This is a genomic window from Microbacterium sp. 71-36, assembly GCF_001898305.1.
Taxonomy (GTDB): Bacteria; Actinomycetota; Actinomycetes; order Actinomycetales; family Microbacteriaceae; genus Microbacterium.
In genome coordinates this window covers 313,321-337,080 of the sequence record NZ_MKTP01000002.1, presented here as the reverse complement: position 1 = coordinate 337,080, position 23,760 = coordinate 313,321, and the positions used below count along the sequence as shown (strand labels likewise).

Below are 23,760 nucleotides of genomic sequence, written 5' to 3'. Positions count from 1 at the left end.
GCGGTGGATGCCACGGCTCATCCGAGCGCGGCGATCACCGCCGCCCCGACCTGCGCCATCTCCTCCTCCGTCATGCTCTCGGTTCCCACCGACAGAGTGTTCGGTCCCGACTGGACCACCAGGAGGGATGCCGTCGAGGTGAAGTCCGGCAGGTACCACGCGGCGTCCGCTCCCGCGACGTCCGTGCGGATGCCGCCGTACCGGGAGATGGCGTCGAGATCCGGTGACGAACCCGGACCGAACATCACATCGACCACCGTGGCCTTCCCCTCGGGCGCGGAGAGGTTGTCCACGGCGCAGTACGCGGCCGCACCGTGTTCGACGAGCAGGTCCCAGTCGAAGCCGTGGGGGGAGTAGTCGCCCCGGTGGTCGACGATGTCGCTCCGCCCTCGGGCGAGGTCGATCGCGTCGCGGATCACGTCGCATTCCGGCACGGCCCAGGCGGCGGCCGGCAGCGGCCGTCCCGCGCCCGGGGAGAGCGCTGCACGCTCCCCCACCGCGTCCGCGAGCGCGGTCAGCTGAGCGGTCGTCGATCCCCAGACCGTGACCGCCGCATCGCCGAAACGCTGCAGGTACTGGCAGGAGTACCCGTCGAGGGCGCAGTCCGGCACCACGCCGGCCTGCGACCCGATGTCCGCGGGGACCACCTCCCACGGGAACACCGAGACCCCCACGGCCTGGTAACCGTCGCCCGTGGCCCTCCATTGGCACCGCACTCCGCCGAGGACGCCCGCGTCCTGGTCGGACACCCCGTTCGAAAGCACCATCGGTACCCCGACGATCGCGGAGACCGCGTCATCGTCGAGCACGGCACCGCAGTCCCCGCCGAAGGCGATGGCCGGAACGACCGTGGTCGGTGACGGTGTCGGGGTGGGCGTCGGAGACGGGGTGGGCACCACCGGCGCGACGGTCGCCGTCGGGCTCGGGGTGTTCGCGATCTGCGGCGCCGACAGCGTCGAGGTCGCGACCACTCCCCCGGCGATCGCCACGACCAGGACCGCGGCGATCGATCCCGCGATCCACGCGTTCCGATGCGCGCCGGCGGGGGCGATGTTCCGCGCCCCGTCCACGAGCCGTGCGCGCATCGCCGCGCGCTCGTCCGGAGTCAATTCCTCGTTCATGCCCGTGCCCCTTCCAGGGACGAAAGATCCTCACGCAACCGGGCCTTCGCCCGCGACAGACGGGACTTCACCGTGCCCGCGGGGACGCCGAGAGCCTCGGCGACCTCGCGCTCGGAGTACCCCTCCAGCACCGACAGCACGATCACCGACTGCTCCCGCTCCGGCAGACGCTTCAACGCCGCCAACACGCCGCTGTCGTCCAGATCATGCGACGTCGGCTCCGCCGCCGGTGCCCGATCGAGCAACGCCCGATACCGACGCCCCGACCGCTCCAGGTTCCGTGCGCAGTGCGCCACCGTGTTCACCAACCACGGCAGCGGCGACCCATCCACCAGCCGCACCGACGCACGCTTGCGCCACAACTCGAAGAACGCCACCGTCACGGCGTCCTTCGCATCCTCCCGATGCGTCAACAACCGCGACGCATGCCGGAACAACCGCCCCTCGTACCGATCGAACAACCCGGCGAGCGCAAGCTCATCCCCCTGGCGCACCCGGACCCACAGCCCGGCGTCGTCATCTTCCACACTCCGTAGTGTCCGCGACTCGGGGATCGGTTCCCGCCCGCCGGGCCGATTCGATAACGAAACGACAACGGCCTTCGGCGGCGATCGACGACCTAGGGTGAGGGGATGCGTCCCCGTTGGATCGCCCTGCTGAGCGCCTCGATCGCCGTCCTGATCGGCGTGATGACGTGGGCGGCGATCGGCGCCGGAGTCGGTGTCGGGAATGCGCTCGGTGGGCTCGGGCGGGAACGCGCCGAGGCCTCGACGGAGTTCACCACGACCGACTCCTTCACCGTCGCGGCGGACGCCACGCTCACGCCGCGACCGGACGGGCGCTCCAGCCGGGTCTGGAACGAGCTCCTCCGGGTGACGACGCCGGAGTTCGCGGCATCCATGATCACCGAGTACCAGACCGGCGACGACCCCGACAGCGACACCCTCGCCTACGTCGCGAGCGCGGAGGACCCGACGAAGTGGGTGTTCGCGGCGAACCTCGCCTACGCCGACGATCGCGACCTGCTGCTGACGACGCTCGTCCACGAGTACGCGCACATGCTGAGCCTCGGCGCGGACGACACGGACGCCTCGGCCGTGGACTGCGACACCGAGTGGGCGGGAGCGGGATGCCTGCTCCCCGACTCCGACCTGCAGCGCTTCGCCGACCGGTTCTGGTCCGGGTACACCGACGCCCCCGCGCGTGACAACCTCGACGCCGACGTGGCGTGGGACTTCTACCAGGCGCACGAGGAGGACTTCGTCAGCGACTACGCCGCCACGAACGTCTCCGAGGACTTCGCCGAGACGTTCGCCGGCTACGTGATCGAACCGGACGTGGATGCCATCGGCTCGGTGATCGGGCGCAAGTTCGCCTTCTTCGACGCGCTGCCGGAATACGCCTCCGCGCGCGAACGCATCCGGGCGGAGTTCGACCTGGTGTGGAGGAACGGGTGACCACGATCCTCCTCACGGGCTTCGAGCCCTTCGCCGGCGATGCGACCAACCCGTCCGGGGATGCCGTGCGCCTCATCGCGGAGCGGTGGACGGGGCCTGCGAGGCTCGTCGTCGACGTGCTGCCGGTGGAGTTCGCCGCGGCCTCCGACCGCGTCCGCGCGCTGATCCACGCGCACTCCCCCGATGTCGTCGTTGCCGTCGGCCTCGCGGGCGGACGGACGGCCCTCACCCCGGAGCGGGTCGCCATCAACCTCGCGGACGCGCGGATCCCCGACAACGTCGGCGATCAGCCCCTCGACCACCCGGTCGTCGCGGGCGCCCCCGCCGCGTACTTCGCCACTCTTCCCGTGAAGGCGATGACCGCGGCGATCGCCGCCGCGGGGATCCCGGCATCCCTCTCCCACTCCGCCGGCACGTTCGTGTGCAACCACGTGATGTTCACGGCCCTCCACGAGACGGCCGCCGCCCCCGGCGTCCGGGCCGGATTCATCCACGTGCCGTACGCGAGCGGCCACGCCCCCGACGGCGCGACATCGCTCCCCCTCGCGGACATCGCGTGCGGGCTCGAGGCGGCCCTCCGTGCCGCGATCGACACCCCGGTGGACGCCGCTGTGCCCGGCGGCGCGCTGCACTAGCGGCGATCAGGCGGCGTGCCGCCGCCCGACGTGCAGCACCGTGCGCACGACGAGACCGGCCAACAGCGCCCAGAACGCCGCGCTCACCCCGGCCACCGCGACGCCGGAGGCCGCGACGAGGAACGTCACGACCGCGGGCATCCGCTCGCCGGGGTCGTCGATCGCCTGCTGCACGGCCGAACCGAACGCGGCGAAGAGCGCGACGCCCGCGACGGCGGGGATGACCCCGGCCGGTGCCAGCAGGACCAGCGCGGCGAACGCCGACGACAGGGCCGCGAGCACGAGGTACGACCCGCCGGCCGAGATGCTCGCGAGCCACCGGCGCCGGGGGTCGGGATGCGAATCCGGTCCCGCCGCGATGGCGGCGCTGATCGCCCCCAGGTTGATGGCGTGCGCTCCGGCGGTGGCGCCGAGCGCCGAGCCGACGCCCGTGACGATCATCGCCGGACGCCACGGCACCGTGTAGCCGAGGCTGCGCATCACGGCGACGCCCGGCACGTTCTGCGATGCCATGGTCACCACGAACAGGGGCAACCCGATGCCGACGACCGAGCCGAGGGTCAGGGTGGGCATCACGAACTCGACGCGCGGGATCAGAGTGGACGGGTCCACCTGGGCGCCGGAGCGGACGATCCCGACGACGATCACCGCCGTGGCGGCCACGAACGCCAGCGGCACGGCCCATCGCGGCAGCAGCCGCGCCGCGATGAGCCACACGACGAGCACCGGGGCGACGCCCCACGGGTCCGAGACGAGGCCGGTGAACGGCGCGACGCACAACGGCAGCAGCACACCCGCCAGCATCGCCTGCGCGATGGACGGAGGGATGCGGGCGATGAGGGCGCCGAGCGGGGGGAAGAAGCCCGCCAGCAGGATGAGCGCCGCCGACACCAGGAACCCGCCGACGACCGCCGGCCATCCTCCGTCGACCGCGCCGGTGGCGGCGAGGAGGGCGACGCCGGGCGTGGACCACGCGATCGTGATCGGCATCCGGTATCGCGCCCCGACGAACAGGCATCCGAGTCCGACCACGACGCACAGGGCGAGGAGCCCGCTGGCGGCCTGATCCGCGGTCGCGCCGACCGCACGGAGGCCCGTGAGCACCACGGCGAACGTGCTCGTGAACCCCACGAGCGCGGTGACGACCCCGGCGATGAGGGGGCGGGACGCGGGCGCGTCGTCGGCGAGGGAAGCAGTCATACGGCTTCCGACGCTATCGGGTCCGGCGCGCGCCGGATGCGGGCCACCGCCGCACGGGTGGACCCGTCAGGCCGTGATGACCTGCGCGGTCCCGGGCGCGGCGTTCGGGCCCATCTCGTCGGCGAGACGGTTGGCCTCTTCGATGAGCGTCTGGACGATGTCGGCCTCGGGCACGGTCTTGATGACCTGGCCCTTGACGAAGATCTGGCCCTTGCCGTTGCCGGACGCGACACCGAGATCGGCCTCGCGCGCCTCGCCGGGGCCGTTGACGACGCAGCCCATGACGGCGACGCGCAGCGGCACGGTCATGTCCTTCAGGCCCTCGGTCACGTTGTCCGCGAGGGTGTACACGTCGACCTGGGCACGGCCGCAGGACGGGCACGAGACGATCTCGAGCTTGCGCTCGCGCAGGTTCAGCGACTGCAGGATCTGGTGACCGACCTTGACCTCCTCGGCCGGGGGTGCCGACAGCGAGACGCGGATGGTGTCGCCGATGCCCTCGGAGAGCAGGATGCCGAAGGCCGTCGCGCTCTTGATGGTGCCCTGGAACGCGGGACCCGCCTCGGTCACACCGAGGTGCAGGGGCCAGTCGCCCCGCTCCGCGAGCAGGCGGTAGGCCTTCACCATGACGATCGGGTCGTTGTGCTTGACCGAGATCTTGAAGTCGTGGAAGTCGTGCTCCTCGAACAGCGAGGCCTCCCACACCGCGCTCTCCACGAGCGCCTCGGGGGTGGCCTTGCCGTACTTCTCGAGCAGGCGGCGGTCGAGAGACCCGGCGTTCACGCCGATGCGCAGCGACACCCCGGCATCCTTCGCCGCCTTGGCGATCGCGCCGACCTGGTCGTCGAACTTGCGGATGTTGCCCGGGTTCACGCGCACCGCACCGCAGCCGGCGTCGATCGCCTGGAAGACGTACTTCGGCTGGAAGTGGATGTCGGCGATGACCGGGATCTGGCTCTTCTTGGCGATGATGTGCAGCACGTCGGCGTCGTCCTGCGACGGCACCGCCACGCGCACGATCTCGCAGCCGGATGCCGTGAGCTCGGCGATCTGCTGCAGGGTGGCGTTGATGTTGGTGGTCGGCGTCGTCGTCATCGACTGGACGCTCACGGGGGCGTCACCGCCGACGAGCACCTTGCCGACCTTGATCTGACGGGTCTTGCGACGAGGCGCGAGGACCTCCGGCACGCGGGGCATCCCGATGTTCACTGCAGGCACGCGCCCAGCCTACGCCGCTGCACCCGGGCGGGGGCTGAGGGCCGCTCTGTGATAAATTCGGCGCCATGCGCGCGTATACCGGCTGGTGGCCCACCGTCTAGGCGGTGAGCACGCGTGCGACAGACCGCCCTCCCTCGGGATCGGGGCGGTCTTCGTGTTTCCGGCGGCCGCTCCGGACCTTCGATCACTGACGGAAGTACTTCGATGACCGGGCCCGACCCCTCTTCCCTGATCCACGACCTCCTCGCGAGCGACGCGCCCTTCGCGTTGATCGCCCGCGACGACGCGACGGTCGAGGTGCTCACCGGCACCGTCGTCGACGTCGAGCTGCTGGCCGACATCCCGCTCGTCGACGCCGACGGGGCACCCCGCGAGGTCCTCGCGCTCGTCCCCTACCGTCAGGTGCGCGAGCGCGGGTTCGTCTGCCACGACGACGGAGCGCCGCTGCGCTGCCTCGTGATCGAGGAACGGATGCCACTCCCCCGCGCCGAGGTGATGGCATCCCTCCCCTCCACTCCCGTCGCGCTGGAGGCCGCCGGTTTCGACATCGACGACGAGGCGTACGCCGACATCGTGCGCCGGGTGATCGCCGACGAGATCGGCCGCGGCGAGGGGGCGAACTTCGTCATCCGTCGCGACTTCGTCGCCGGTGTCGACGCCGATCCCCGTGTCGCCGCGCTGACCTGGTTCCGGGCGCTGCTCGAGCACGAGAAGGGCGCGTACTGGACCTTCGCGGTCGTGACGCCCGGGCATGTCGCCGTCGGCGCGAGCCCCGAGGCGCATGTCAGCGCCCGCGACGGCATCGTGACCATGAACCCCATCTCCGGCACGTTCCGTCATCCGCAGGGCGGCGCGACCGCCGAGACGCTCGCCGAGTTCCTCCGGTCGACCAAAGAGACCGAGGAGCTCTTCATGGTCGTCGACGAGGAGCTGAAGATGATGAGCGCCGTCTGCAGCGACGGCGGCCGCATCACGGGGCCCCACCTCAAGGAGATGTCGCGCCTCACGCACACCGAGTACATGCTCCGTGGGCGCAGCACCCTCGACCCCCGCGACATCCTGCGCGAGACGATGTTCGCGCCCACCGTGACCGGCTCTCCGATGCAGAACGCGTGCACGGTGATCGCCCGCCACGAGACGACGCCGCGCGGCTACTACTCCGGTGTCGCCGCCCTCTTCACGCCGAACGGTGCGACCGAGGGCCCGACGCACGACCTGGACGCCCCGATCCTCATCCGCACCGCCTACCTCGTCGACGGGCGCCTCCGCGTGCCGGTGGGGGCGACGCTCGTGCGCCATTCCGACCCGTACGGCGAGGTCGGCGAGACGCACGGCAAGGCCGCCGGCGTCCTCGGTGCGATCGGGGCGATCCCCCGCGACGCCGCCCCGGCCGCCGCGCCCGACGCCGACCCCGACGCCCCGGTCGCGCCGCGTCGACCGCTCGCCGAGGACCCCGCCATCGCCGAGCTGCTGGCATCCCGCAACGAACGTCTCGCGCCGTTCTGGATGAACCCGCAAGACCCCGACGACTCCGGCCCGTTCGCCGGCCGCACCGCGCTCGTGGTGGACGCCGAAGACCGCTTCACGACGATGCTCGCGCACCAGCTGCGCCACCTGGGCCTGGACGCCCACATCGTGCACTGGTCCGCAGCGGCAGACGCGGACGTGGATGCCGCCGACCTCGTCGTCGCGGGCCCCGGCCCCGGCGACCCGCGCGACGGCGACAGCGCCCGCATCGCCGCCATGCACCGGGTGGTCGCCCGACGCCGCTCGCGGCGTGCTCCGCTGCTCGCCGTGTGCCTGAGCCATCAGATCCTCGCCGACCAGCTGGGCCTTGGGCTCGCACCGCTCCCCCAGCCGCATCAGGGGCTGCAGAAGAGCGTCGACGTGTTCGGCGAGCCGGCGTCGATCGGTTTCTACAACACCTTCACGGCGCGGATGCCCGAGGTCGTGCCGGACGGCGTCGAGATCGCGGCGGACCCCGAGACCGGGGACGTCTACGCGCTGCGCGGCGACCACGTCTCGAGCGTGCAGGGGCACCTCGAGTCGATCCTGTCGCGCGACGGCATGCGGACGCTGGAACGCCTGATCTCCGCCGCCCTCTAAGATCCGGCCGCTCCGTCGTCACTCGACGCCGCGCCGCGCTTCCGCGGGAGTCGTGCCGCGCGCTACAGCAGCTGAACCGGGTTGAAGACGTCGGCGAGGAACAGGATGCCGCCCATCCCGACGAGCAGGATGACCACGACGAAGGTCACGGGCACGAGCTTGGTGGCATCCACCGGTCGGGCGACCTTGCCGCGCACGCGGGCGAACCAGCGCTTGATGCCGTCCCACAGCGCCACCACGACGTGGCCGCCGTCCAGCGGCAGGAGCGGGATGAGGTTGAAGACGAACAGCGCGATGTTCAGCGACGCGAGCAGGGCGACGATCGACTGCACGCGGGCGAGGATCGGCGCGTCGACGGCGGCGAACTCGCCCGCGAGGCGTCCGGCACCCACGACGCTGAGCGGGCCGTTGGGGTCGCGCGGCTGACCGGTGAACAGGTCCACCGCGGTGTCGTAGACGCGCACGGGCAGCTGCGTCATGATCTGCGCGACCTGGCCGACCTGCTGGACCGTCGCCTCGGGTCCGGCCCAGATCGGCTGCGGGACCAGCGCCGCCTGCGGGCGCACGCCGGCGAAACCGACCGTCTCGAACTCGGGGGCGCCGGACGCGTCCAGCACCGGGCGGCCGTTGGCGTCGGTCACCGCGCGATCGGACGTCGCCGGGGTGATCGTCACGGTCTGCTGCGCGCCGTCGCGCTCGATGACGACGGGCAGCGCCTGCCCCGGCGAGCGCTGGATGATCGCGGCAGCCTCGTCGAAGGTGGAGACGGGGGTGCCGCCGACCGACACGAGAACGTCGCCGGGAAGGATGCCGGCGGCCGCCGCCGGTGCGACGGGATCGGTCGACGTGCAGTCCGTGCGGTCGTCGCTCGCGGGGATGACGCACTGCGAGACCGACGCGACGGTCGTGGTGCCCTGCGTCACCCCGATGGCGCTCACGGCGATCGCCGACAGCACGAAGGCGAGGATGAGGTTCATCACCGGGCCACCGAGCATGATGATGATCCGCTTGCCGACGGGGAGTTTGTAGAAGACGCGGTCGGTGCCCGCGATCATCGTCTCGGCGTTGGCGTCGCGCGCGTCCTGGATCATCGTCGCGAACAGTCGCGAGCGACGCGTGGGCGGGGCCTCCCCCTCCGGCGCGGGCGGGTACATGCCCGACATCGAGATGAATCCGCCCAGCGGCAGCAGCTTGAACCCGTACTCGGTCTCGCCGATGCGACGCGACCACAGGGTGGGACCGAAACCGATCATGTACTGGCCGACGCGCACGCCGAACAGCTTCGCGGGCAGGAGGTGCCCGATCTCGTGCAGGGCGATCGAGACGGCCAGGCCGATCACGAGCACGAGCACGCCGATGAGGAAGGCGATCGCGGTCACCCGCCGACCATACCGCCGCCGCCCTTGGAACCTCCCGTGCGGCGCCGATGCGGGGCCTGTGCGGGCTCGGATGAGACAATGACGGGGATGCCGATCGACACTCCCTCCCATCTCCCGCCCGTCCTCCGACCGGAGCACCCGCCGCGCCGCGCCCTCGCGGAGCTGGCCCGCCGCTTCGGCGAGCGCAGCATCGGCGACGTCGAGGGCACCGTCCTCACCGGCATCACGCTGGCCACGGCGGATCTCCGCGCCGGTGAGGCGTTCGTCGCGATCCGCGGCGTCAACCGGCACGGCGCGGAGTTCGCCGCCGCCGCCGCCGAGCGCGGCGCCGTCGCCGTCGTGACCGACGAGGCGGGCGCCGGGATCGCCGCGTCCGCCGGGCTCCCGATCGTCGTCGTCGCCGACCCGCGAGCTCTCCTGGGCGACCTGTCGGCGTGGGTCTACGGCACGGGTCCCGACGACGAGCTGCCGCAGCTGCTGGCGACGACCGGCACCAACGGCAAGACGAGCGTGTCGCACCTGCTCGAAGGCATCCTGGGTCAACTCGGGGTCGTCACGGGCCTGTCGTCCACGGCCGAGCGTCACATCGCGGGCGAGGTCATCGTGTCGCGGCTGACCACGCCGGAGGCATCCGAGTTCCATGCTCTTCTCGCGCTCATGCGCGAACGCGGCGTCGAGGCCGTCGCCGTCGAGGTCAGCGCGCAGGCGCTCACCCGGCACCGGGTCGACGGCCTGATGTTCGACGTCGCCGGTTTCACCAACCTCACGCACGACCACCTCGACGACTACGCCGACATGCGCGAGTACTTCGAGGCGAAGCTGCCGCTGTTCCGGTCGGACCGGTCGCGACGCGGTGTCGTGTGCCTCGATTCCCCGGCGGGTGCCGAGATCGCGGCGCGCGCCGACATCCCCGTGGTCACGATCGTCACGCCCGCGATCGCCGCGGACCCGACGGCCGAGGCGGACTGGACCGTCGACATCGTCGAAGAGCGCCAGGACGGCACGGAGTTCACGCTGCGCGATCGCGACGGACGCGCGCTGACGACCGTCGTCCCCGTGATCGGTCGGCACATGGCCGCCAATGCGGGCCTCGCGATCGTCATGCTGCTGGAGGCCGGTCACCCCTGGGAGGCGCTGACCGACGCCCTCGACGGCGGCCGGATCGCGGCATCCCTGCCGGGTCGCACGCAGCTGGTCTCGGGTCCCGAGGGTCCGGCGGTGTACGTCGACTTCGGCCACTCCCCCGATGCGTTCGAGAAGACGCTCGCCGCGGTGCGGCGCGTCACCCCCGGCCGCGTGGTGATGCTCTTCGGCGCCGACGGCGACCGCGACGCGACGAAGCGCCACGACATGGGCCGCACCGCCGTCGAGGGCAGCGACGTCCTGATCGTCACCGACCACCACCCCCGGAACGAGAATCCGGATGCCATCCGCGAGGTGCTCGTGGAAGGCGCGCGGCGCGCGCGGCCCGACGCCGAGATCCACGAGTTCACCCCGCCCGAGCGGGCGATCCTCGAGGCGGTCGCGCTCGTCGGCGAGGGTGACGCGATCCTGTGGGCCGGACCCGGCCACCAGGACTACCGGGACATCCGCGGGGTGCGTACGCCGTACTCCGCCCGCGAGCTCTCGCGTCGTGCCCTGCGCGCCGCCGGGTGGCCGGTGCCCGACCCGCAGTGGCCCGTGCCGTATCCGCTCGACTCGACGCCGTCGTCCGACCCCGAGCGCCCCGTCGACTTCCCCGCCTGACCCCGGCCCCCGCACTCGCGGCCACGGCAGCCGACCGAGCGGCGGGGCGGGTCAGAGCGCGGCGATGACCGCGTCGGCCGTGCGCCGGGCCCAGGACTCCGCCTCCGCGAGCGACTCGCGGGTGAGCGACGCGGGAGCCTCGTGCCGCTCCACGACCCTCTCGATGACCTCGACGATGCCGAGGAAGCTCAGACGCCCCTCGTGGAACGCGTCCACCGCCTGCTCGTTCGCGGCGTTGAACACCGCGGGGTAGGTGCCCCCGGCGCGCCCGACGCGCTTGGCCAGGGCGACGGAGCCGAACGCCTTCTCGTCGAGCGGCTCGAACGTCCACTGCGTCGCGGTCGTCCAGTCCAGCGGCACCCCGACGCCCGAGATCCGGTGGGGCCAGTCGAGGCCCAGCGAGATGGGGAGGCGCATGTCGGGCGGCGACGCCTGCGCGATGGTCGATCCGTCGAGGAACTCGACCATCGAGTGCACGATCGACTGGGGATGCACGACGACGTCGATGCGCTCGTACGGCACATCGAACAGCAGGTGCGCCTCGATCACCTCGAGACCCTTGTTCACCAGGGTGGCGGAGTTGGTCGTGACGACCCGCCCCATGTCCCACGTCGGGTGCGCGAGCGCCTGCGCCGGCGTGACATCGGCGAGGTCGTCTCTCGAGCGCCCCCGGAAGGGCCCACCGGATGCGGTGAGGACGAGTCGTCGCACCTCGTCGGGTTCGCCCGACCGCAGCGCCTGCGCGATGGCGGAGTGCTCGGAGTCGACCGGCACGATCTGCCCGGGGGCCGCGAGCCGTGTGACGAGGGCGCCACCGACGATCAACGACTCCTTGTTCGCCAGAGCGAGGGTGCGACCCGCCTCGAGCGCCGCGAGGGTGGGGCCGAGTCCCACCGATCCCGTGATGCCGTTGAGCACCACGTCGGCGGGGATGTCGCGGACGAGCTGCTCGGCCTCGACGGCGCCCAGGGCGATGTCGTCGACCCCGAACTCTGCAGCCTGGGCATCGACGCCGGCGCGGTCCGTCCCCGCGGCCAGTCCCACCACTTCGAAGCGGTCGGGGTTGGCGCGGATGACGTCGAGCGCCTGGGTGCCGATCGAACCGGTGGAGCCGAGGATGACGACGCGACGCATCCGCTCAGCCTACTGACCGGTGGCCGCCGCGTGCTGGACTCCGAGGATGTCGACGACGAAGACGAGCGGGGCGTTCGCGGGGATGCTCCCCTGACCCTGGTCGCCGTAGCCGTCCGAGGCCGGCATGACGACGAGGACCTGGGAACCGACCGTCTGGCCCTCCAACGCCTTGCGGAAGCCGGGGACGACGCCGGTGGTGGCAAACTCCGCGGGGGTCCCGCTGGTCCAGCTGGAGTCGAAGACGGTGCCGTCGTCGTAGAGCGCGCCGGTGTACTGGACGATCACCTGGTCGCCGGGGTTCACGACGTCGCCGTCGCCCTGGCGCAGGTTGACGACACGGGTCTCCGTCGGCGCCGGCGCACCGGTCATCGTGATGGTCGGGGCGCCCTTGTCGTCGAAGGTCACCGTGGGCATGCCCTCGGCGGGCGCGACCTCGGTGCCGGTGGCACGGGTGGGGAGCTCCTCGATGGCGTCGGCGACGAGGAGGAACGCGGGCGATCCCTCGCCCAGCACGCCCGCGGGGAAGGCGGACACGGTGCGCGAACCGATGGTCGCGCACTCCAGGGCCGCACCGAAGATCTGCTGCGACGAGATCAGGGTGTCCATCCCGTCGGGCTCGGTGCTCTGGGTCTCGAGCTGCACCTCACCGGTGGCGGCGTCCACGAGGGTGAAGTTCGCCTTCAGGACGTCGCCGGCCCGCACCTGCTGACCCGAGCCCTCGACGAGCGTGGTGCGCTCGAGCCCACCGGGCGTGTACCCGTCCGGGAGCTTCACCTCGACCTTGCCCTGGAAGTCTCCCGACACCTGGACGTCGCTCGACACCTCTCCCTGGGACAGCGCGCTCTGGCACGCCCCGGCGTCGGCCGAACCGCTGGCATCCGGGGTGGGACTGTCCGGGGACGAACCCGTGCACCCCGCCAGGAGGAGCACCGCGGCGGCGGCGACGGACAGGGAAGCGATCGGGCGGATGCGCACGGCAGACCTCTCGGAGACGACGGGAATCGGTCCATCATCCCCCATGCGGCTTTGGTGCCGCTGAGAGCCCCATGCACGGCGACGCATGCGGCGCGCAGTAGCCTCGATGGGTGAGTTCCGACGAACCGGGCGGTACCCCCGCCGTCCCACCGAAGCAGATGGGCGCGGCCTACGGCCTCGGGCGCTTCCTGATCGCCCCGCTCGCGCGTGCCGTCTACCGCCCCCGGGTCGAAGGGCGCGACAACGTGCCGCGCACCGGTCCGGTGATCTTCGCCAGCAATCACCTGTCGTTCATCGACTCGATCGCGATCCCCGTGGCGTCTCCGCGCCCCGTGCACTTCCTGGCCAAGTCGGCGTACTTCGAGAAGTGGGCGTCGCGACAGTTCTTCACCGCCATCGGCGCGATCCCCGTCGAACGCGGTGCCGGGCAGGCCGCGCTCGACGCTCTGGACCAGCAGCGCGCGCTCCTCGAGGACGGACGCGCGGTGGCGCTGTACCCGGAAGGCACCCGCTCGCTCGACGGCCGCCTGTACAAGGGCCGCACGGGTGTGGCCTTCCTGGCACTGCAGACCGGCGCGCCGGTCGTGCCCGTGGGTCTGATCGGCACCGACAAGGTGATGCCCGTGGGCGCCAAGGTCCCCACCACCAAGGAGCGCATCACCGTGCGTTTCGGTGAAGCGCTGGACCTGTCCCCCCACGGTGCCGCCTCGTCCGGCCGGGCTCGCCGCGGAGCGACCGACGAGATCATGGCGGCGATCCACGCGCTGAGCGAGCAGGAGCTGGCGAACGCCTACAACGAGGCTCCCGCGCAGAATCCGATCGAGCGCATCAAGCAGGTGCTCCCGCACGAGCGGATCTGAGCGGGCGCCGAATGCACGGCGGCTCGCCACGGGGAGGGTCCGAAGACCCTTGACGCCGCGCCTCCTGACGAGCAGGGTCTGAAGAGGCGGGCCCGAACCCGCCTCAGCCACGACGAGGAGGCACCCCGTGAAGAAGTTCGTCAACGACCCGGCCGACGTGCTGGCGGAAGCCCTGCGAGGGATCCACGCCGCCCACCCGGAGCTTCGCATCGACAGCGAGAACCGCGTCATCCTGCGCGGCGAGCCCACGCGCGAGGGCAAGGTCGCGCTCGTCTCGGGCGGCGGATCGGGCCACGAGCCGATGCACGGCGGTTTCGTGGGGCGGGGCATGCTCGACGCCGCCGCCGCCGGTGAGGTGTTCACCTCCCCCACTCCCGACCAGGTGCTGGCGGCGACGCAGGCCGTGGATTCCGGTGCCGGCGTCCTCCACATCGTGAAGAACTACACCGGCGACGTGCTGAACTTCGAGATGGCGGCGGAGCTCGCAGCGGCCGAGGGCGTGCGGGTCGAGTCGGTCGTGGTCGCCGACGACGTCGCGGTCCAGGACTCGACGTGGACCGCGGGTCGCCGCGGCACCGGCACCACCGTGATCCTGGAGAAGATCGTCGGCGCCCTCGCCGAGGAGGGGGCCGACCTCGAGACGGTCGCGGCGCTCGCGCGTCGCGTGTCCGAGGCCGGCCGTTCCATGGGCGTCGCGCTCACGAGCTGCACCGTCCCGGCGGTGGGCCATCCCACGTTCGAGCTGCCCGAGGACGAGATGGAGGTGGGGGTCGGCATCCACGGTGAACCCGGCCGCTCGCGCGTCAAGCTCGCCACGGCCCACGAGATCGCCCGGCTCATGGTCGATCCGATCGTGCACGACTTCGCGGAGCCCGTGGGCCCCGCGATCGTGCTGCTGTCGGGCCTGGGAGGCACGCCGCTCATCGAGCAGTACCTGCTCTACGGCGAGATCGCGCCGCTGCTGGCCGAGGCGGGCGTCGACGTCCGGCGCGTGCTGATCGGCGACTACATCACGAGCCTCGACATGGCGGGAGCCTCGCTCACGGTCGTGAAGGCCGACGACGAGTTCCTCCGCCTGTGGGACGCACCGGTCGTCACGCCCGGCCTCCGGTGGGGCGCATGAGCGGGGCCGTCTCGACCGACGACCTCGTCGCCTGGATCCGGGCGTTCCGTGACGCCGTGCAGCAGCACCGCGATGAGCTGACCGCGTTGGACGCCGCGATCGGCGACGCCGACCACGGATCGAACATGGCGCGCGGCCTCGATGCCGTCGTCGCGAAGCTCGACGCGCCGCCGGCCTCCGCCGCCGACCTGTTCAAGACCGTGGGCATGACCCTCGTGTCATCGGTCGGCGGGGCGAGCGGCCCGCTCTACGGCACGTTCTTCCTGCGGATGGGTCCCGCCCTCGCGGAAGGCGTGGATGCCGGCTCCCTCGGCGCGGCTCTGCGGGCCGGCGCGGAGGGGGTCGTGGCCCGCGGCAAGGCGGAGCCCGGCGACAAGACGATGGTCGACGCGCAGCTCCCCGCGGTCGCCGCGTGGGACGAGGCGGTGGCCGCAGGCGGGGACGCGGCCACGGCTGCGGCGGCCGCTGCCGCCGCGGCCACGAGCGGCCGCGACGCCACCGAACCGCTCGTCGCCCGCAAGGGGCGGGCGAGCTACCTCGGCGAGCGCAGCGCGGGTCACGTGGATCCGGGTTCGGCCTCGACGGCACTCCTCTTCCAGACGCTGAGCGACACTCTGGCGGCGCGCGGGTGATCGGCATCGTCGCGGTCTCGCACAGCCGTCCGCTCGCCGAGGCCGCCGTGGATCTCGCGCTGCGAATGGGCGGCGGCGACCCGCCTGCGGTGCTGGTCGCCGCGGGTGGCCCGGACGGCGACCTGGGGACGGATGCCGCGGCCATCGCGCAGGCGCTGGATTCGGCGGACTCCGGAGACGGCGTCCTCGTGCTGATGGACCTCGGGTCCGCGCTGTTGAGCGCCGAGATGGCGCTGGAGTTCGCCGCCGCACCGGACCGCGTCGTCCTGAGCCCGGCACCGTTCGTGGAGGGCCTCGTCAGCGCCGTGGTCACGGCCGCGGGTGGGGCGACTCTCGCGCAGGTCGCGGCCGAGGTGGCCGGCGCGGCCGAGGCGAAGCGCATTCAGCTGGGGGCGGTGGATGCCGATGCGCCCCCGCCGGAGTCGGGGAGCGCGCCGTCCGGCGACGAGCTCTCCTTCGAGACGACGGTGATCAATCCGTCCGGCCTGCACGCTCGCCCCGCCGCGACGTTCGTCAAGGCGGCGTCCCGGTTCGACGCCGACGTGCAGATCGCGGAGGTCGGCGGCGAGACGCCGCCGGTCTCGGCGCGGAGTCTGCTCGCGCTCATGGCCCTCGGCATCCGTCAGGGGACGCGGGTGCGCGTGACGGCGACGGGCGCGCAGGCCCGCGAGGCGCTCGAGGAACTCCGCACGCTCATCGACGACGGGTTCGGCGAGGTCTGACGCGCGTCGTCTGCTCAGCGGGTGACGCTGAGCAGACGACGCGCGAGCGCCTCCTCGACGACGAGTTCGGTGACGAGCCCGGCGGCCAGCGCGCCGCGCAGGGCGGTGAGCTTGGACAGGCTCGACACGACGCAGAACCGGCGCGGGATCCGTCGCACGGTGTCGAGGTCGGGGCCGCTGGACCGGGCGTTGAGTTCGGGGATGTCCCACGACCCGTCGACGCGGTAGAACACCGTCGCGCAGTCGCCGACGACGCCTTCGCGCTCGATGATGGCGCGGTCGCGTTCGTCGAAGTAGTCACCGCTGTAGACGTGCGACGGCACGTCGGCGTGCGGGGACCCGAGACCGAAGACGAAGAGTCCGACCCGCTGCTGGATCTCCAGCACCGAGCGCACCGACCGCTCGCGCCACATCGCCTGCTTGGTGCGCGGGTCGTCGAACAGGGCCGGAACCGGGAATTGGTGCACCGACGACGACCACGCCGCCCCGAGCTTCGACAGGATCTCGCCCGCGTAGGGGATGCCGGAGGTGCGGAGGTTCGCGGCACCGTTCATCTGCACGATGTGGGTGTCGTGCACATCTTTCGACGGGACGTGCCGCGCGATGGCCGACAGCGTGGACCCCCAGGCGATCCCGATGGTCATCGAGGACTCGATGCGCTCGGCGAGGATGCGCGCTGCCGTCAGCGCCGTGCGCTCGAGCCGTTCGGCCTCGGAGGTGCGCGCCGGCGTGGGCACGACATGGGCGGTGATCCCGAACCGATCGGCGATGCGCTGCGCCATCTGGCCGCGCGCGTCGTCCGGCGGGCTGATCGAGATCGTGACCAGGCCCACGTCCCTGGCGTGCTGCAGAAGTCGCGAGACGGAGGACCGGGAGACGCGCATCTCGTGCGCGATGGCATCCATCGTGAGGTCCTGCATGTAGTACAGCTGCGCCGCGCGCAGCGCGTCGCGGGAGCGTTCTTCGGTCTGCGTCGTCATGGCCCGCCTTTCTGCGCTTGCCCATTCTGCACGTTTGTTCAAGGGGCTTGCAACAACGTGCAGACGCGCGCATCCTTCTTCGGTACCCACAACGAAAGGTCGCAGTCGACATGTCGTCCCCCTCTTCTTCGCTCCGCGCCGGTGTCCAGGCGCTCCGTGACGCCGAAGACCTCGACGTCCTCATCATCGGAGGGGGCATCAACGGCCTCGCCACCCTCCGCGACCTCTCCCTGCAGGGAGTGAAGGTCGCCCTCGTCGAGCGCGGGGACTTCGTCTCCGGCGCGTCCTCGGCGTCCAGCCACATGGTGCACGGCGGTATCCGCTACCTCGAGAACGGCGAGTTCCGTCTCGTGAAGGAAGCGGTCACCGAGCGCAACGACCTGCTCAAGACCGCCCCGCACTACGTCAAGCCCCTCGAGACCACGATCCCGATCTACAAGACGTTCTCCGGCATCCTCTCCGCACCCTTCCGCCTCCTGGTGACGCACGGTCGCGGGAAGCCGAACGAGCGCGGCGCCCTGCTGATCAAGGTCGGCCTCATCATGTACGACACCTTCTCGCGCGACGGCGGCTCGGTGCCCCGTCACAAGTTCCTCGGGAAGAAGAAGTCGCTCGCCGAGCTGCCGCGCCTCAACCCCGACCTGGCGTACACCGCCACGTATTTCGACGCCTCCATGCACGACCCGGAGCGCATCGCGCTCGACGTCCTGCACGACGGCATCGTCGCCGGCGGCGGCCGCACGCAGGCCGTCAACTACGTCTCGGCCGTCGGTGCCGACGAGAACGGCGTGCGCGTCCGCGACGAGGTCTCCGGCGAGGAGTTCTCCGTGAAGGCCAAGGTGATCCTGAACACCTCGGGCCCGTGGACCGACCTGACCAACGGCGCCCTGGGTCTGCAGACGCAGTTCATGGGCGGCACCAAGGGCTCGCACATCGTGCTCGACAACCCCGAGCTGCTGGCCGCCACCGGCGGGCGCGAGATCTTCTTCGAGCACTCCGACGGGCGTATCGTCCTGATCTACCCGCTCAAGGACCGCGTCCTCGTCGGTACGACGGACATCGACGCCGACCCGTCGAAGCCGGTCGTGTGCACCGACGACGAGATCGAGTACTTCTTCGACCTCATCGGACACGTCTTCCCGACCGTCGCGGTGGACCGCTCGCAGATCGTGTACACCTTCTCCGGCATCCGCCCGCTCCCCCGCCACGACGACACCGCCCCCGGCTTCGTCTCGCGCGACTACCGCATCGTCGACGACGAGATCGGCGGCATCCCGGCCATGAGCCTGGTCGGCGGCAAGTGGACCACGTTCCGCGCCCTCGCCGAGCACCTCAGCATGAAGACGCTGCAGAAGCTGCGCCGGCCGCACCGCGTGAGCACCCAGGGACTCCCGATCGGCGGCGGCAAGGGCTTCCCGACCACTCCCGAAGAGCGCCGCCGCTGGGTGTCGGCACGCACGAATGCGCATTCGACCGCGGTCGTGGAGGCCATGCTCGAGCGCTACGGCACCCGTGCCGACGCGATCCTCGACGTGCTGCCGGCCGAGCCGACGGCCCTCGAGCACGCTCCCGGCTACTACCGCGAGGAGCTCGTGTGGATCGCGGAGCACGAGCAGGTCGTCCACCTCATCGACGTCCTGCTGCGCCGCACGCACCTCGCCTTCGTCGGCGGGATGAGCGAGCGCACGCTGCGCGAGGTCGCCGAGGCCGTCGCCGCTCCGCTCGGCTGGGACTCCGCTCGCGTCGACGAGGAGATCGCGACGACGACCGAGGCGCTGCGGACCGCGCACCGCGTCGATCTGGCCGAGGCCGGAGTCGCGCGAATCTGAGAGAACGTGCGGGCGCGCCGTCTGTTGCGCGCCCGCACGGCGGTCGTAGGTTCAGAACAACCGAGCCGCGAAATGTCCGAGCCGATGGCGGCCGGGCACAACAGAAAGGTCGATGACGACATGCAAGAAGTGAATCTGGGGCTGTACTTCCTCTCGGAGGTCGTCGGCACCGCCATGCTGATCCTGCTGGGTTGCGGCGTGGTCGCGAACGTGGCACTGGCCAAGACCAAGGGCAACGCCGGCGGATTCCTGATGGTCAACTGGGGGTGGGGTCTCGCCGTCTTCGCCGGCGTGATCGTGTCGGCGTACTCCGGCGCTCAGCTCAACCCCGCGGTTTCCATCGGACTCCTCGTCGCGGGCAAGATCGGCTTCGTCCAGTTCCTCGTCGCGGTCGCCGCGCAGCTCCTCGGCGCCATCGTCGGTGCCGTCCTCGCGTGGGCCTCGTACAAGCAGCACTTCGACGACGAGCCCGACCCCGCCGCGAAGCTCGGGGTGTTCTCCACCGGACCCGCCATCCGTTCGTACGGCTGGAACCTCGTGACCGAGATCATCGCGACCTTCGTCCTGGTGTTCGTGATCTTCGGGTTCGCCGACTACGGCGTCGCCGACATCGGCGTCCCCGGGGGCATCGGCGGTCTGGCCGCCGTTCCGGTGGCCCTGCTCGTGGTCGGTATCGGCGCCTCCCTCGGTGGCCCGACCGGATACGCGATCAACCCGGCCCGTGACCTCGGCCCGCGTATCGCGCACGCGATCCTCCCCATCAAGGGCAAGGGCTCCAGCGACTGGGGCTACTCGTGGGTTCCGGTCGTCGGCCCCCTCGTCGGCGGTCTTCTCGCCGGTGTCCTCGCCCCCGTCCTGCTGCACCTGGGCAAGTGACCTCCCGCGGGGGCGTCCGCACGGCGCCCCCGCTCCTCCTCCCCTTCCGATCCACCTCAACCCACCACTGACAAAGGAGTCCATCCATGGCCGACTACGTCCTCGCCATCGACCAGGGCACGACCTCGACGCGCGCGATGATCTTCAACAAGTCCGGCGGCGTCGTCGCCGTCGGACAGAAAGAGCACGAGCAGATCTTCCCCAAGGCCGGGTGGGTCGAGCACGATCCCCTCGAGATCTGGCGCAACACCCAGGAAGTGATCGGTCTGGCCCTCAGCCGCGCCGACATCACCCGCCACGACATCGCCGCGGTCGGCATCACCAACCAGCGCGAGACCGCGGTGGTCTGGGACAAGAACACCGGCAAGCCCGTCTACAACGCCATCGTCTGGCAGGACACGCGCACGCAGTCGATCGTCGACCGCCTCGCCGACGGCGACACCGAGCGCTACAAGAGCATCGTGGGCCTGCCGCTCGCGACCTACTTCTCGGGCACGAAGATCGTCTGGATCCTCGAGAACGTCGACGGCGCTCGCGAGAAGGCGGAAGCCGGCGACCTGCTCTTCGGCACCACCGACACCTGGGTGCTGTGGAACCTCACCGGCGGCATCGACGGCGGCGTGCACGCGACCGACGTCACCAACGCCAGCCGCACGCTCTTCATGGACCTCGAAACGCTGCAGTGGCGTGACGACATCCTCGCGGACTTCGGCGTCCCGAAGTCCATGCTCCCCGAGATCCGCTCCTCCTCGGAGGTCTACGGTCAGGTCGAGTCCTCCTCGCTCCTGCGCGAGACCCCCGTCGCCGGCATCCTGGGCGACCAGCAGGCCGCGACCTTCGGTCAGGCCGCCTTCGACCCGGGCGAGAGCAAGAACACCTACGGCACGGGCAACTTCCTCATCTTCCAGACGGGTGAGGAGATCGTCCACTCCCAGAACGGTCTGCTGACCACGCTCGGGTACAAGCTCGGCGACCAGCCCGCGCGCTACGCCCTGGAGGGCTCGATCGCGGTGACCGGTTCGCTGATCCAGTGGCTGCGCGACCAGCTGGGGATCATCTCCTCGGCGCCGGAGGTCGAGACTCTGGCGAGCTCGGTCGACGACAACGGCGGCGTGTACTTCGTGCCGGCGTTCTCGGGCCTGTTCGCCCCGTACTGGCGTCCGGACGCCCGCGGCGCGATCGTCGGCATGACGCGCTACGTCAACAAGGGGCACATCGCCCGTGCGGCCCTGGAGGCCACGGCCTTCCAGACGCGCGAGGTGCTCGACGCGGTCAACGCCGACTCCGGCGTGGACCTCACCGAGCTCAAGGTCGACGGCGGCATGACCGCCAACGACGCGCTGATGCAGTTCCAGGCCGACATCCTCGGCGTGCCCGTCGTGCGTCCCGTCGTCGCCGAGACCACCGCGCTGGGTGCCGCCTACGCGGCCGGCCTCGCGGTGGGCTTCTGGGACAACCTCGACGACCTGCGCGCCAACTGGCAGGAGGACAAGCGCTGGGAGCCCGACATGGACTCCGACGAGCGCGACCGCGAGCTGCGCCTGTGGAAGAAGGCCGTCACCAAGTCGATGGACTGGGTCGACGACGACGTGCGCTGAGCGCATCCCTTCGCAACGGAACCCCGCCGGCCCCGTGCCGGCGGGGTTCCGTCGTTCCGGGGAGGAGTGGCAGCCGGATGCCGGTGCCTCAGCGTGCGGGTCGGGGGAACGCCGCTCGCACGACATCGGACTGCAGATAGTCCGAGACACCGATGAGGAGGATCGCGAAGAGGATCTGCTCGGTGACGACCCAGAACGGATAGAGACCCGGGATGGCGGCGAGCACGAGGGCGACCACCGGGAAGATCCGGCTGAACAGCTGGAGGCGCCGGAACGCCCAGTACCAGCCGGCCCGCGCCCGCCAGAGGAAGTAGAACAGGGTCGTGGTGATGCCGAGCACCACGAGGCAGCGCATCCACACCGCGAACCCGACGTCGTCGCCGCCGAGGGTCATGACCGCGGCGACCACGACCGTCGCGACCCCCAGTACGAAGCCGGCGCCGAGCAGGACGGTCACCGCCCGGAAGGCACGGCGGACGCGGGGATCGTGGGAGACGTCGACGCGATGGTCGGCCTGGCGGCCGCCGGCGAGGCGGTCGAGGCGCCGCAGGGCGGGTTCGAGCTGCATGCGCTCACTGTACGACGCCGAACGGGCGTCAGGCGGCGGTGACCACCGGCTCGTGACGCACCGGGAAGTTCACCGAGTTCGCGATGAAGCACCATTCGCGCGCCTGGCGGTGAGCGGCGACGGCAGCCTCCACCATCGACTCGTCGGCCACGACGACGCGGGGCCGGAGCAGGACATCGGTGAACGCTCCCCCGCCCTTTCCGTCCTCCACCATCGTGCCGGTCGCGTCGTCGGTGTACGAGACCACGACCACGCCGGTCGTGACGCACGCGTGCAGGTACGACAGCAAGTGGCACTCGCTGAGGGCGCCCAGCAGCAGCTCTTCCGGGTTCCACTTCGCCGGATCTCCGCGGAACGGCTTGTCGGCCGATGCCTCCAGAAGCGGCTTTCCCCCCACCTCGAGCGAGACCGAGCGGTCGTAGTCGCGGTATCCGCTCGTGCCGGTCCCCCGATCGCCGGTCCACGTCGCCTGCAGACGGTACTGGTGCTCTCCGATCATGCCTCCCATCCTGCCTCCTCCCGCGTGGTCCGGACCCGCCGGATACGATGGAGGGATGCCTCTCACAGCCCCGGATGCCGTCGAACTCGCCGTCGTCGAGCGCAACGGATTCATCGAGTCGCGCCACCACGGCGTCGCCGTGGTCCTCTCCCCCGACGGGTCGGAGCATCTCGCCCTGGGCGACCCTTCGGCCCTGTTCCTGCCCCGCTCGAGCATGAAGCCGTTGCAGGCCCTCGCATGTCTGTCGGCGGGCGCCGAGCTGACCGGGGAACGCCTCGCCCTGTCGATGGCGAGCCACTGCGGGACCGACCGTCACGTCGAGGCGGCCCGCGGCATCCTGCAGTCGGTAGGCCTCACCGAGGACGACCTCGGCTGCCCCGCGGCCTGGCCCAGCGACCCCCAGACCCGCGACGAACTGGTGCGCGACCACGGGGTTCCGTCCCCGCTGCGGATGAACTGCTCCGGCAAGCACGCGGCGATGCTTCTGACGTGCGTCACGAACGGCTGGTCGACGGCGGACTACCTCGATGCGCAGCACCCGCTCCAGATCCACATCCGCGAGGTCATCGAGAGACTCGTCGGCGAGCGCCTCACCACGACCGCGATCGACGGCTGCGGCGCGCCGGTGTACGCCATGAGCCTGACCGGACTCGCCCGGGCCATCCAGCGCATCGCGACCTCGTCCGAACGGTCCCCTTTCGCGTTGCACCGCAGCGCCGGCGCACTGGTGCGCGCCGTCCGTGAGAACCCCTGGACCATCGACGGGCCGGGGCGCCCCGACACCGTCGTCATCGAGCGCCTGGGCGTGTTCGCCAAGATGGGCGCAGAGGGCGTGCAGGTCATGACGGCGCAGGACGGCACCACCGTCGCGCTGAAGATGCTCGACGGGTCGAACCGGGCCGCCCACGCCGTCGCCCTGCGTCTGCTGGAGCGCGCCGGCGCCCTCGAACCCGCCGCGGTCGCCGACACCCTCGCGGTCCTGCCGCTGAGCGTCCTGGGGGGCGGTCAGCCGGTCGGAGTGATCCGCGCCGCGGTCTGACCCGACCCCGCTGGCCTGCCCCGCGATCGATCGAGGCGCGCCGATCGCCCGCGTGAGGCGACC

Annotated in this window: 22 protein-coding genes; 12 read left to right on the top strand and 10 right to left on the bottom strand. The window is 71.3% G+C overall.

Annotated elements, in window-relative coordinates:
- Positions 1-17: 17 nt before the first annotated feature.
- Both BGO45_RS10170 and BGO45_RS10165 read right to left on the bottom strand, forming a co-directional pair.
- Positions 18-1,121 carry a hypothetical protein gene (locus BGO45_RS10170; RefSeq protein WP_292693699.1) on the bottom strand — a complete coding sequence of 368 codons (1,104 nt, stop codon included), beginning with the start codon at positions 1,119-1,121 and terminating at the stop codon, positions 18-20.
- On the bottom strand, positions 1,118-1,648 hold the full coding sequence (locus BGO45_RS10165; RefSeq protein WP_292693696.1) for a sigma-70 family RNA polymerase sigma factor: 531 nt from the start codon (positions 1,646-1,648) through the stop codon (positions 1,118-1,120). Before BGO45_RS10165 ends, BGO45_RS10170 begins: the two co-directional genes overlap by 4 nt.
- A gap of 105 nt (positions 1,649-1,753) precedes the next feature.
- Between BGO45_RS10165 and BGO45_RS10160 the strand changes: the two genes are divergently transcribed.
- Positions 1,754-2,578 carry an NADH:ubiquinone oxidoreductase subunit 4 (chain M) gene (locus tag BGO45_RS10160; protein WP_292693694.1) on the top strand — a complete coding sequence of 275 codons (825 nt, stop codon included), beginning with the start codon at positions 1,754-1,756 and terminating at the stop codon, positions 2,576-2,578.
- The gene (gene pcp / locus BGO45_RS10155) at positions 2,575-3,213 is read left to right on the top strand and encodes a pyroglutamyl-peptidase I (RefSeq protein WP_292693691.1); all 639 of its coding nucleotides are present in this window, start codon (positions 2,575-2,577) and stop codon (positions 3,211-3,213) included. The genes BGO45_RS10160 and pcp overlap by 4 nt, the downstream gene beginning before the upstream one ends.
- Before the next feature lie 6 nt (positions 3,214-3,219).
- Here the strand turns inward: pcp and BGO45_RS10150 are convergent, their stop codons facing one another.
- Both BGO45_RS10150 and ispG read right to left on the bottom strand, forming a co-directional pair.
- Complete coding sequence (locus BGO45_RS10150; protein WP_292693689.1) at positions 3,220-4,413, bottom strand: benzoate/H(+) symporter BenE family transporter; 1,194 nt, start codon at positions 4,411-4,413, stop codon at positions 3,220-3,222.
- Between the two features lie 66 nt (positions 4,414-4,479).
- Positions 4,480-5,631, bottom strand: coding sequence for a flavodoxin-dependent (E)-4-hydroxy-3-methylbut-2-enyl-diphosphate synthase (gene ispG, locus BGO45_RS10145; protein ID WP_187288855.1), 1,152 nt, complete (start codon positions 5,629-5,631; stop codon positions 4,480-4,482).
- 204 nt (positions 5,632-5,835) lie between these two features.
- Between ispG and BGO45_RS10140 the strand changes: the two genes are divergently transcribed.
- The gene (locus BGO45_RS10140; protein WP_292693682.1) at positions 5,836-7,737 is read left to right on the top strand and encodes a chorismate-binding protein; all 1,902 of its coding nucleotides are present in this window, start codon (positions 5,836-5,838) and stop codon (positions 7,735-7,737) included.
- Positions 7,738-7,799: 62 nt separating this feature from the next.
- On the opposite strand, the gene BGO45_RS10135 is transcribed toward BGO45_RS10140, so the two are convergent.
- A complete protein-coding gene (locus tag BGO45_RS10135) occupies positions 7,800-9,116 on the bottom strand; it encodes an RIP metalloprotease (protein ID WP_292693679.1) in 1,317 nt (438 codons plus the stop codon).
- 87 nt (positions 9,117-9,203) lie between these two features.
- Here BGO45_RS10135 and BGO45_RS10130 point away from each other — a divergent pair, with 87 nt between their 5' ends.
- Positions 9,204-10,862 carry a Mur ligase family protein gene (locus BGO45_RS10130; RefSeq protein WP_292693677.1) on the top strand — a complete coding sequence of 553 codons (1,659 nt, stop codon included), beginning with the start codon at positions 9,204-9,206 and terminating at the stop codon, positions 10,860-10,862.
- 51 nt (positions 10,863-10,913) lie between these two features.
- On the opposite strand, the gene dxr is transcribed toward BGO45_RS10130, so the two are convergent.
- Both dxr and BGO45_RS10120 read right to left on the bottom strand, forming a co-directional pair.
- Positions 10,914-11,996: a 1-deoxy-D-xylulose-5-phosphate reductoisomerase gene (gene dxr, locus BGO45_RS10125; RefSeq protein WP_292693674.1), complete on the bottom strand. Its 1,083-nt coding sequence runs from the start codon at positions 11,994-11,996 to the stop codon at positions 10,914-10,916.
- A gap of 9 nt (positions 11,997-12,005) precedes the next feature.
- The gene (locus tag BGO45_RS10120; RefSeq protein WP_292693671.1) at positions 12,006-12,971 is read right to left on the bottom strand and encodes an FKBP-type peptidyl-prolyl cis-trans isomerase; all 966 of its coding nucleotides are present in this window, start codon (positions 12,969-12,971) and stop codon (positions 12,006-12,008) included.
- Between the two features lie 158 nt (positions 12,972-13,129).
- On the opposite strand from BGO45_RS10120, the gene BGO45_RS10115 reads away from it, so the two are divergent.
- The 4 genes from BGO45_RS10115 to dhaM all read left to right on the top strand — a co-directional run bounded on the left by BGO45_RS10115 (position 13,130) and on the right by dhaM (position 16,308).
- The gene (locus BGO45_RS10115) at positions 13,130-13,831 is read left to right on the top strand and encodes a 1-acyl-sn-glycerol-3-phosphate acyltransferase (protein WP_254845552.1); all 702 of its coding nucleotides are present in this window, start codon (positions 13,130-13,132) and stop codon (positions 13,829-13,831) included.
- A 127-nt stretch (positions 13,832-13,958) separates the two neighbouring features.
- Entirely contained in the window at positions 13,959-14,954 is a 996-nt protein-coding gene (dhaK, locus tag BGO45_RS10110; protein WP_076490904.1) for a dihydroxyacetone kinase subunit DhaK, read from the top strand.
- Positions 14,951-15,586, top strand: a complete 636-nt coding sequence (gene dhaL, locus BGO45_RS10105; protein WP_292693667.1) for a dihydroxyacetone kinase subunit DhaL — start codon at positions 14,951-14,953, stop codon at positions 15,584-15,586. The genes dhaK and dhaL overlap by 4 nt, the downstream gene beginning before the upstream one ends.
- Positions 15,583-16,308 carry a dihydroxyacetone kinase phosphoryl donor subunit DhaM gene (dhaM, locus tag BGO45_RS10100; protein ID WP_292693665.1) on the top strand — a complete coding sequence of 242 codons (726 nt, stop codon included), beginning with the start codon at positions 15,583-15,585 and terminating at the stop codon, positions 16,306-16,308. Before dhaL ends, dhaM begins: the two co-directional genes overlap by 4 nt.
- A gap of 14 nt (positions 16,309-16,322) precedes the next feature.
- Here dhaM and BGO45_RS10095 read toward each other — a convergent pair whose 3' ends face one another.
- Positions 16,323-17,288: a sugar-binding transcriptional regulator gene (locus BGO45_RS10095; protein ID WP_022878079.1), complete on the bottom strand. Its 966-nt coding sequence runs from the start codon at positions 17,286-17,288 to the stop codon at positions 16,323-16,325.
- A 110-nt stretch (positions 17,289-17,398) separates the two neighbouring features.
- On the opposite strand from BGO45_RS10095, the gene BGO45_RS10090 reads away from it, so the two are divergent.
- The 3 genes from BGO45_RS10090 (at position 17,399) to glpK (ending at position 21,591) form a co-directional block, all read left to right on the top strand.
- Positions 17,399-19,117, top strand: a complete 1,719-nt coding sequence (locus BGO45_RS10090; RefSeq protein ID WP_292693659.1) for a glycerol-3-phosphate dehydrogenase/oxidase — start codon at positions 17,399-17,401, stop codon at positions 19,115-19,117.
- A 120-nt stretch (positions 19,118-19,237) separates the two neighbouring features.
- A complete protein-coding gene (locus tag BGO45_RS10085; RefSeq protein WP_292693750.1) occupies positions 19,238-19,993 on the top strand; it encodes an MIP/aquaporin family protein in 756 nt (251 codons plus the stop codon).
- Between the two features lie 86 nt (positions 19,994-20,079).
- Complete coding sequence (gene glpK / locus BGO45_RS10080; protein ID WP_292693656.1) at positions 20,080-21,591, top strand: glycerol kinase GlpK; 1,512 nt, start codon at positions 20,080-20,082, stop codon at positions 21,589-21,591.
- A gap of 88 nt (positions 21,592-21,679) precedes the next feature.
- On the opposite strand, the gene BGO45_RS10075 is transcribed toward glpK, so the two are convergent.
- Positions 21,680-22,159, bottom strand: a complete 480-nt coding sequence (locus BGO45_RS10075) for a hypothetical protein (RefSeq protein ID WP_076490908.1) — start codon at positions 22,157-22,159, stop codon at positions 21,680-21,682.
- Positions 22,160-22,187: 28 nt separating this feature from the next.
- A complete protein-coding gene (locus tag BGO45_RS10070; RefSeq protein WP_292693652.1) occupies positions 22,188-22,658 on the bottom strand; it encodes an OsmC family protein in 471 nt (156 codons plus the stop codon).
- Between the two features lie 55 nt (positions 22,659-22,713).
- Between BGO45_RS10070 and BGO45_RS10065 the strand changes: the two genes are divergently transcribed.
- Entirely contained in the window at positions 22,714-23,697 is a 984-nt protein-coding gene (locus BGO45_RS10065) for an asparaginase (protein WP_292693650.1), read from the top strand.
- The last annotated feature ends 63 nt before the right edge of the window (positions 23,698-23,760 follow it).

Excerpts from the sequence above, each read along its gene's own strand:
- BGO45_RS10150 (WP_292693689.1), bottom strand. The coding sequence starts at position 4,413 with ATGACTGCTTCCCTCGCCGACGACGCGCCCGCGTCCCGCCCCCTCATC.
- BGO45_RS10160 (WP_292693694.1), top strand. The coding sequence starts at position 1,754 with ATGCGTCCCCGTTGGATCGCCCTGCTGAGCGCCTCGATCGCCGTCCTG.
- glpK (WP_292693656.1), top strand. The coding sequence starts at position 20,080 with ATGGCCGACTACGTCCTCGCCATCGACCAGGGCACGACCTCGACGCGC.
- dxr (WP_292693674.1), bottom strand. The coding sequence starts at position 11,996 with ATGCGTCGCGTCGTCATCCTCGGCTCCACCGGTTCGATCGGCACCCAG.
- BGO45_RS10140 (WP_292693682.1), top strand. The coding sequence starts at position 5,836 with ATGACCGGGCCCGACCCCTCTTCCCTGATCCACGACCTCCTCGCGAGC.
- BGO45_RS10130 (WP_292693677.1), top strand. The coding sequence starts at position 9,204 with ATGCCGATCGACACTCCCTCCCATCTCCCGCCCGTCCTCCGACCGGAG.
- dhaL (WP_292693667.1), top strand. The coding sequence starts at position 14,951 with ATGAGCGGGGCCGTCTCGACCGACGACCTCGTCGCCTGGATCCGGGCG.
- BGO45_RS10075 (WP_076490908.1), bottom strand. The coding sequence starts at position 22,159 with ATGCAGCTCGAACCCGCCCTGCGGCGCCTCGACCGCCTCGCCGGCGGC.
- BGO45_RS10170 (WP_292693699.1), bottom strand. The coding sequence starts at position 1,121 with ATGAACGAGGAATTGACTCCGGACGAGCGCGCGGCGATGCGCGCACGG.
- BGO45_RS10070 (WP_292693652.1), bottom strand. The coding sequence starts at position 22,658 with ATGATCGGAGAGCACCAGTACCGTCTGCAGGCGACGTGGACCGGCGAT.
- BGO45_RS10065 (WP_292693650.1), top strand. The coding sequence starts at position 22,714 with ATGCCTCTCACAGCCCCGGATGCCGTCGAACTCGCCGTCGTCGAGCGC.
- BGO45_RS10115 (WP_254845552.1), top strand. The coding sequence starts at position 13,130 with ATGGGCGCGGCCTACGGCCTCGGGCGCTTCCTGATCGCCCCGCTCGCG.
- BGO45_RS10085 (WP_292693750.1), top strand. The coding sequence starts at position 19,238 with ATGCAAGAAGTGAATCTGGGGCTGTACTTCCTCTCGGAGGTCGTCGGC.
- BGO45_RS10090 (WP_292693659.1), top strand. The coding sequence starts at position 17,399 with ATGTCGTCCCCCTCTTCTTCGCTCCGCGCCGGTGTCCAGGCGCTCCGT.
- BGO45_RS10095 (WP_022878079.1), bottom strand. The coding sequence starts at position 17,288 with ATGACGACGCAGACCGAAGAACGCTCCCGCGACGCGCTGCGCGCGGCG.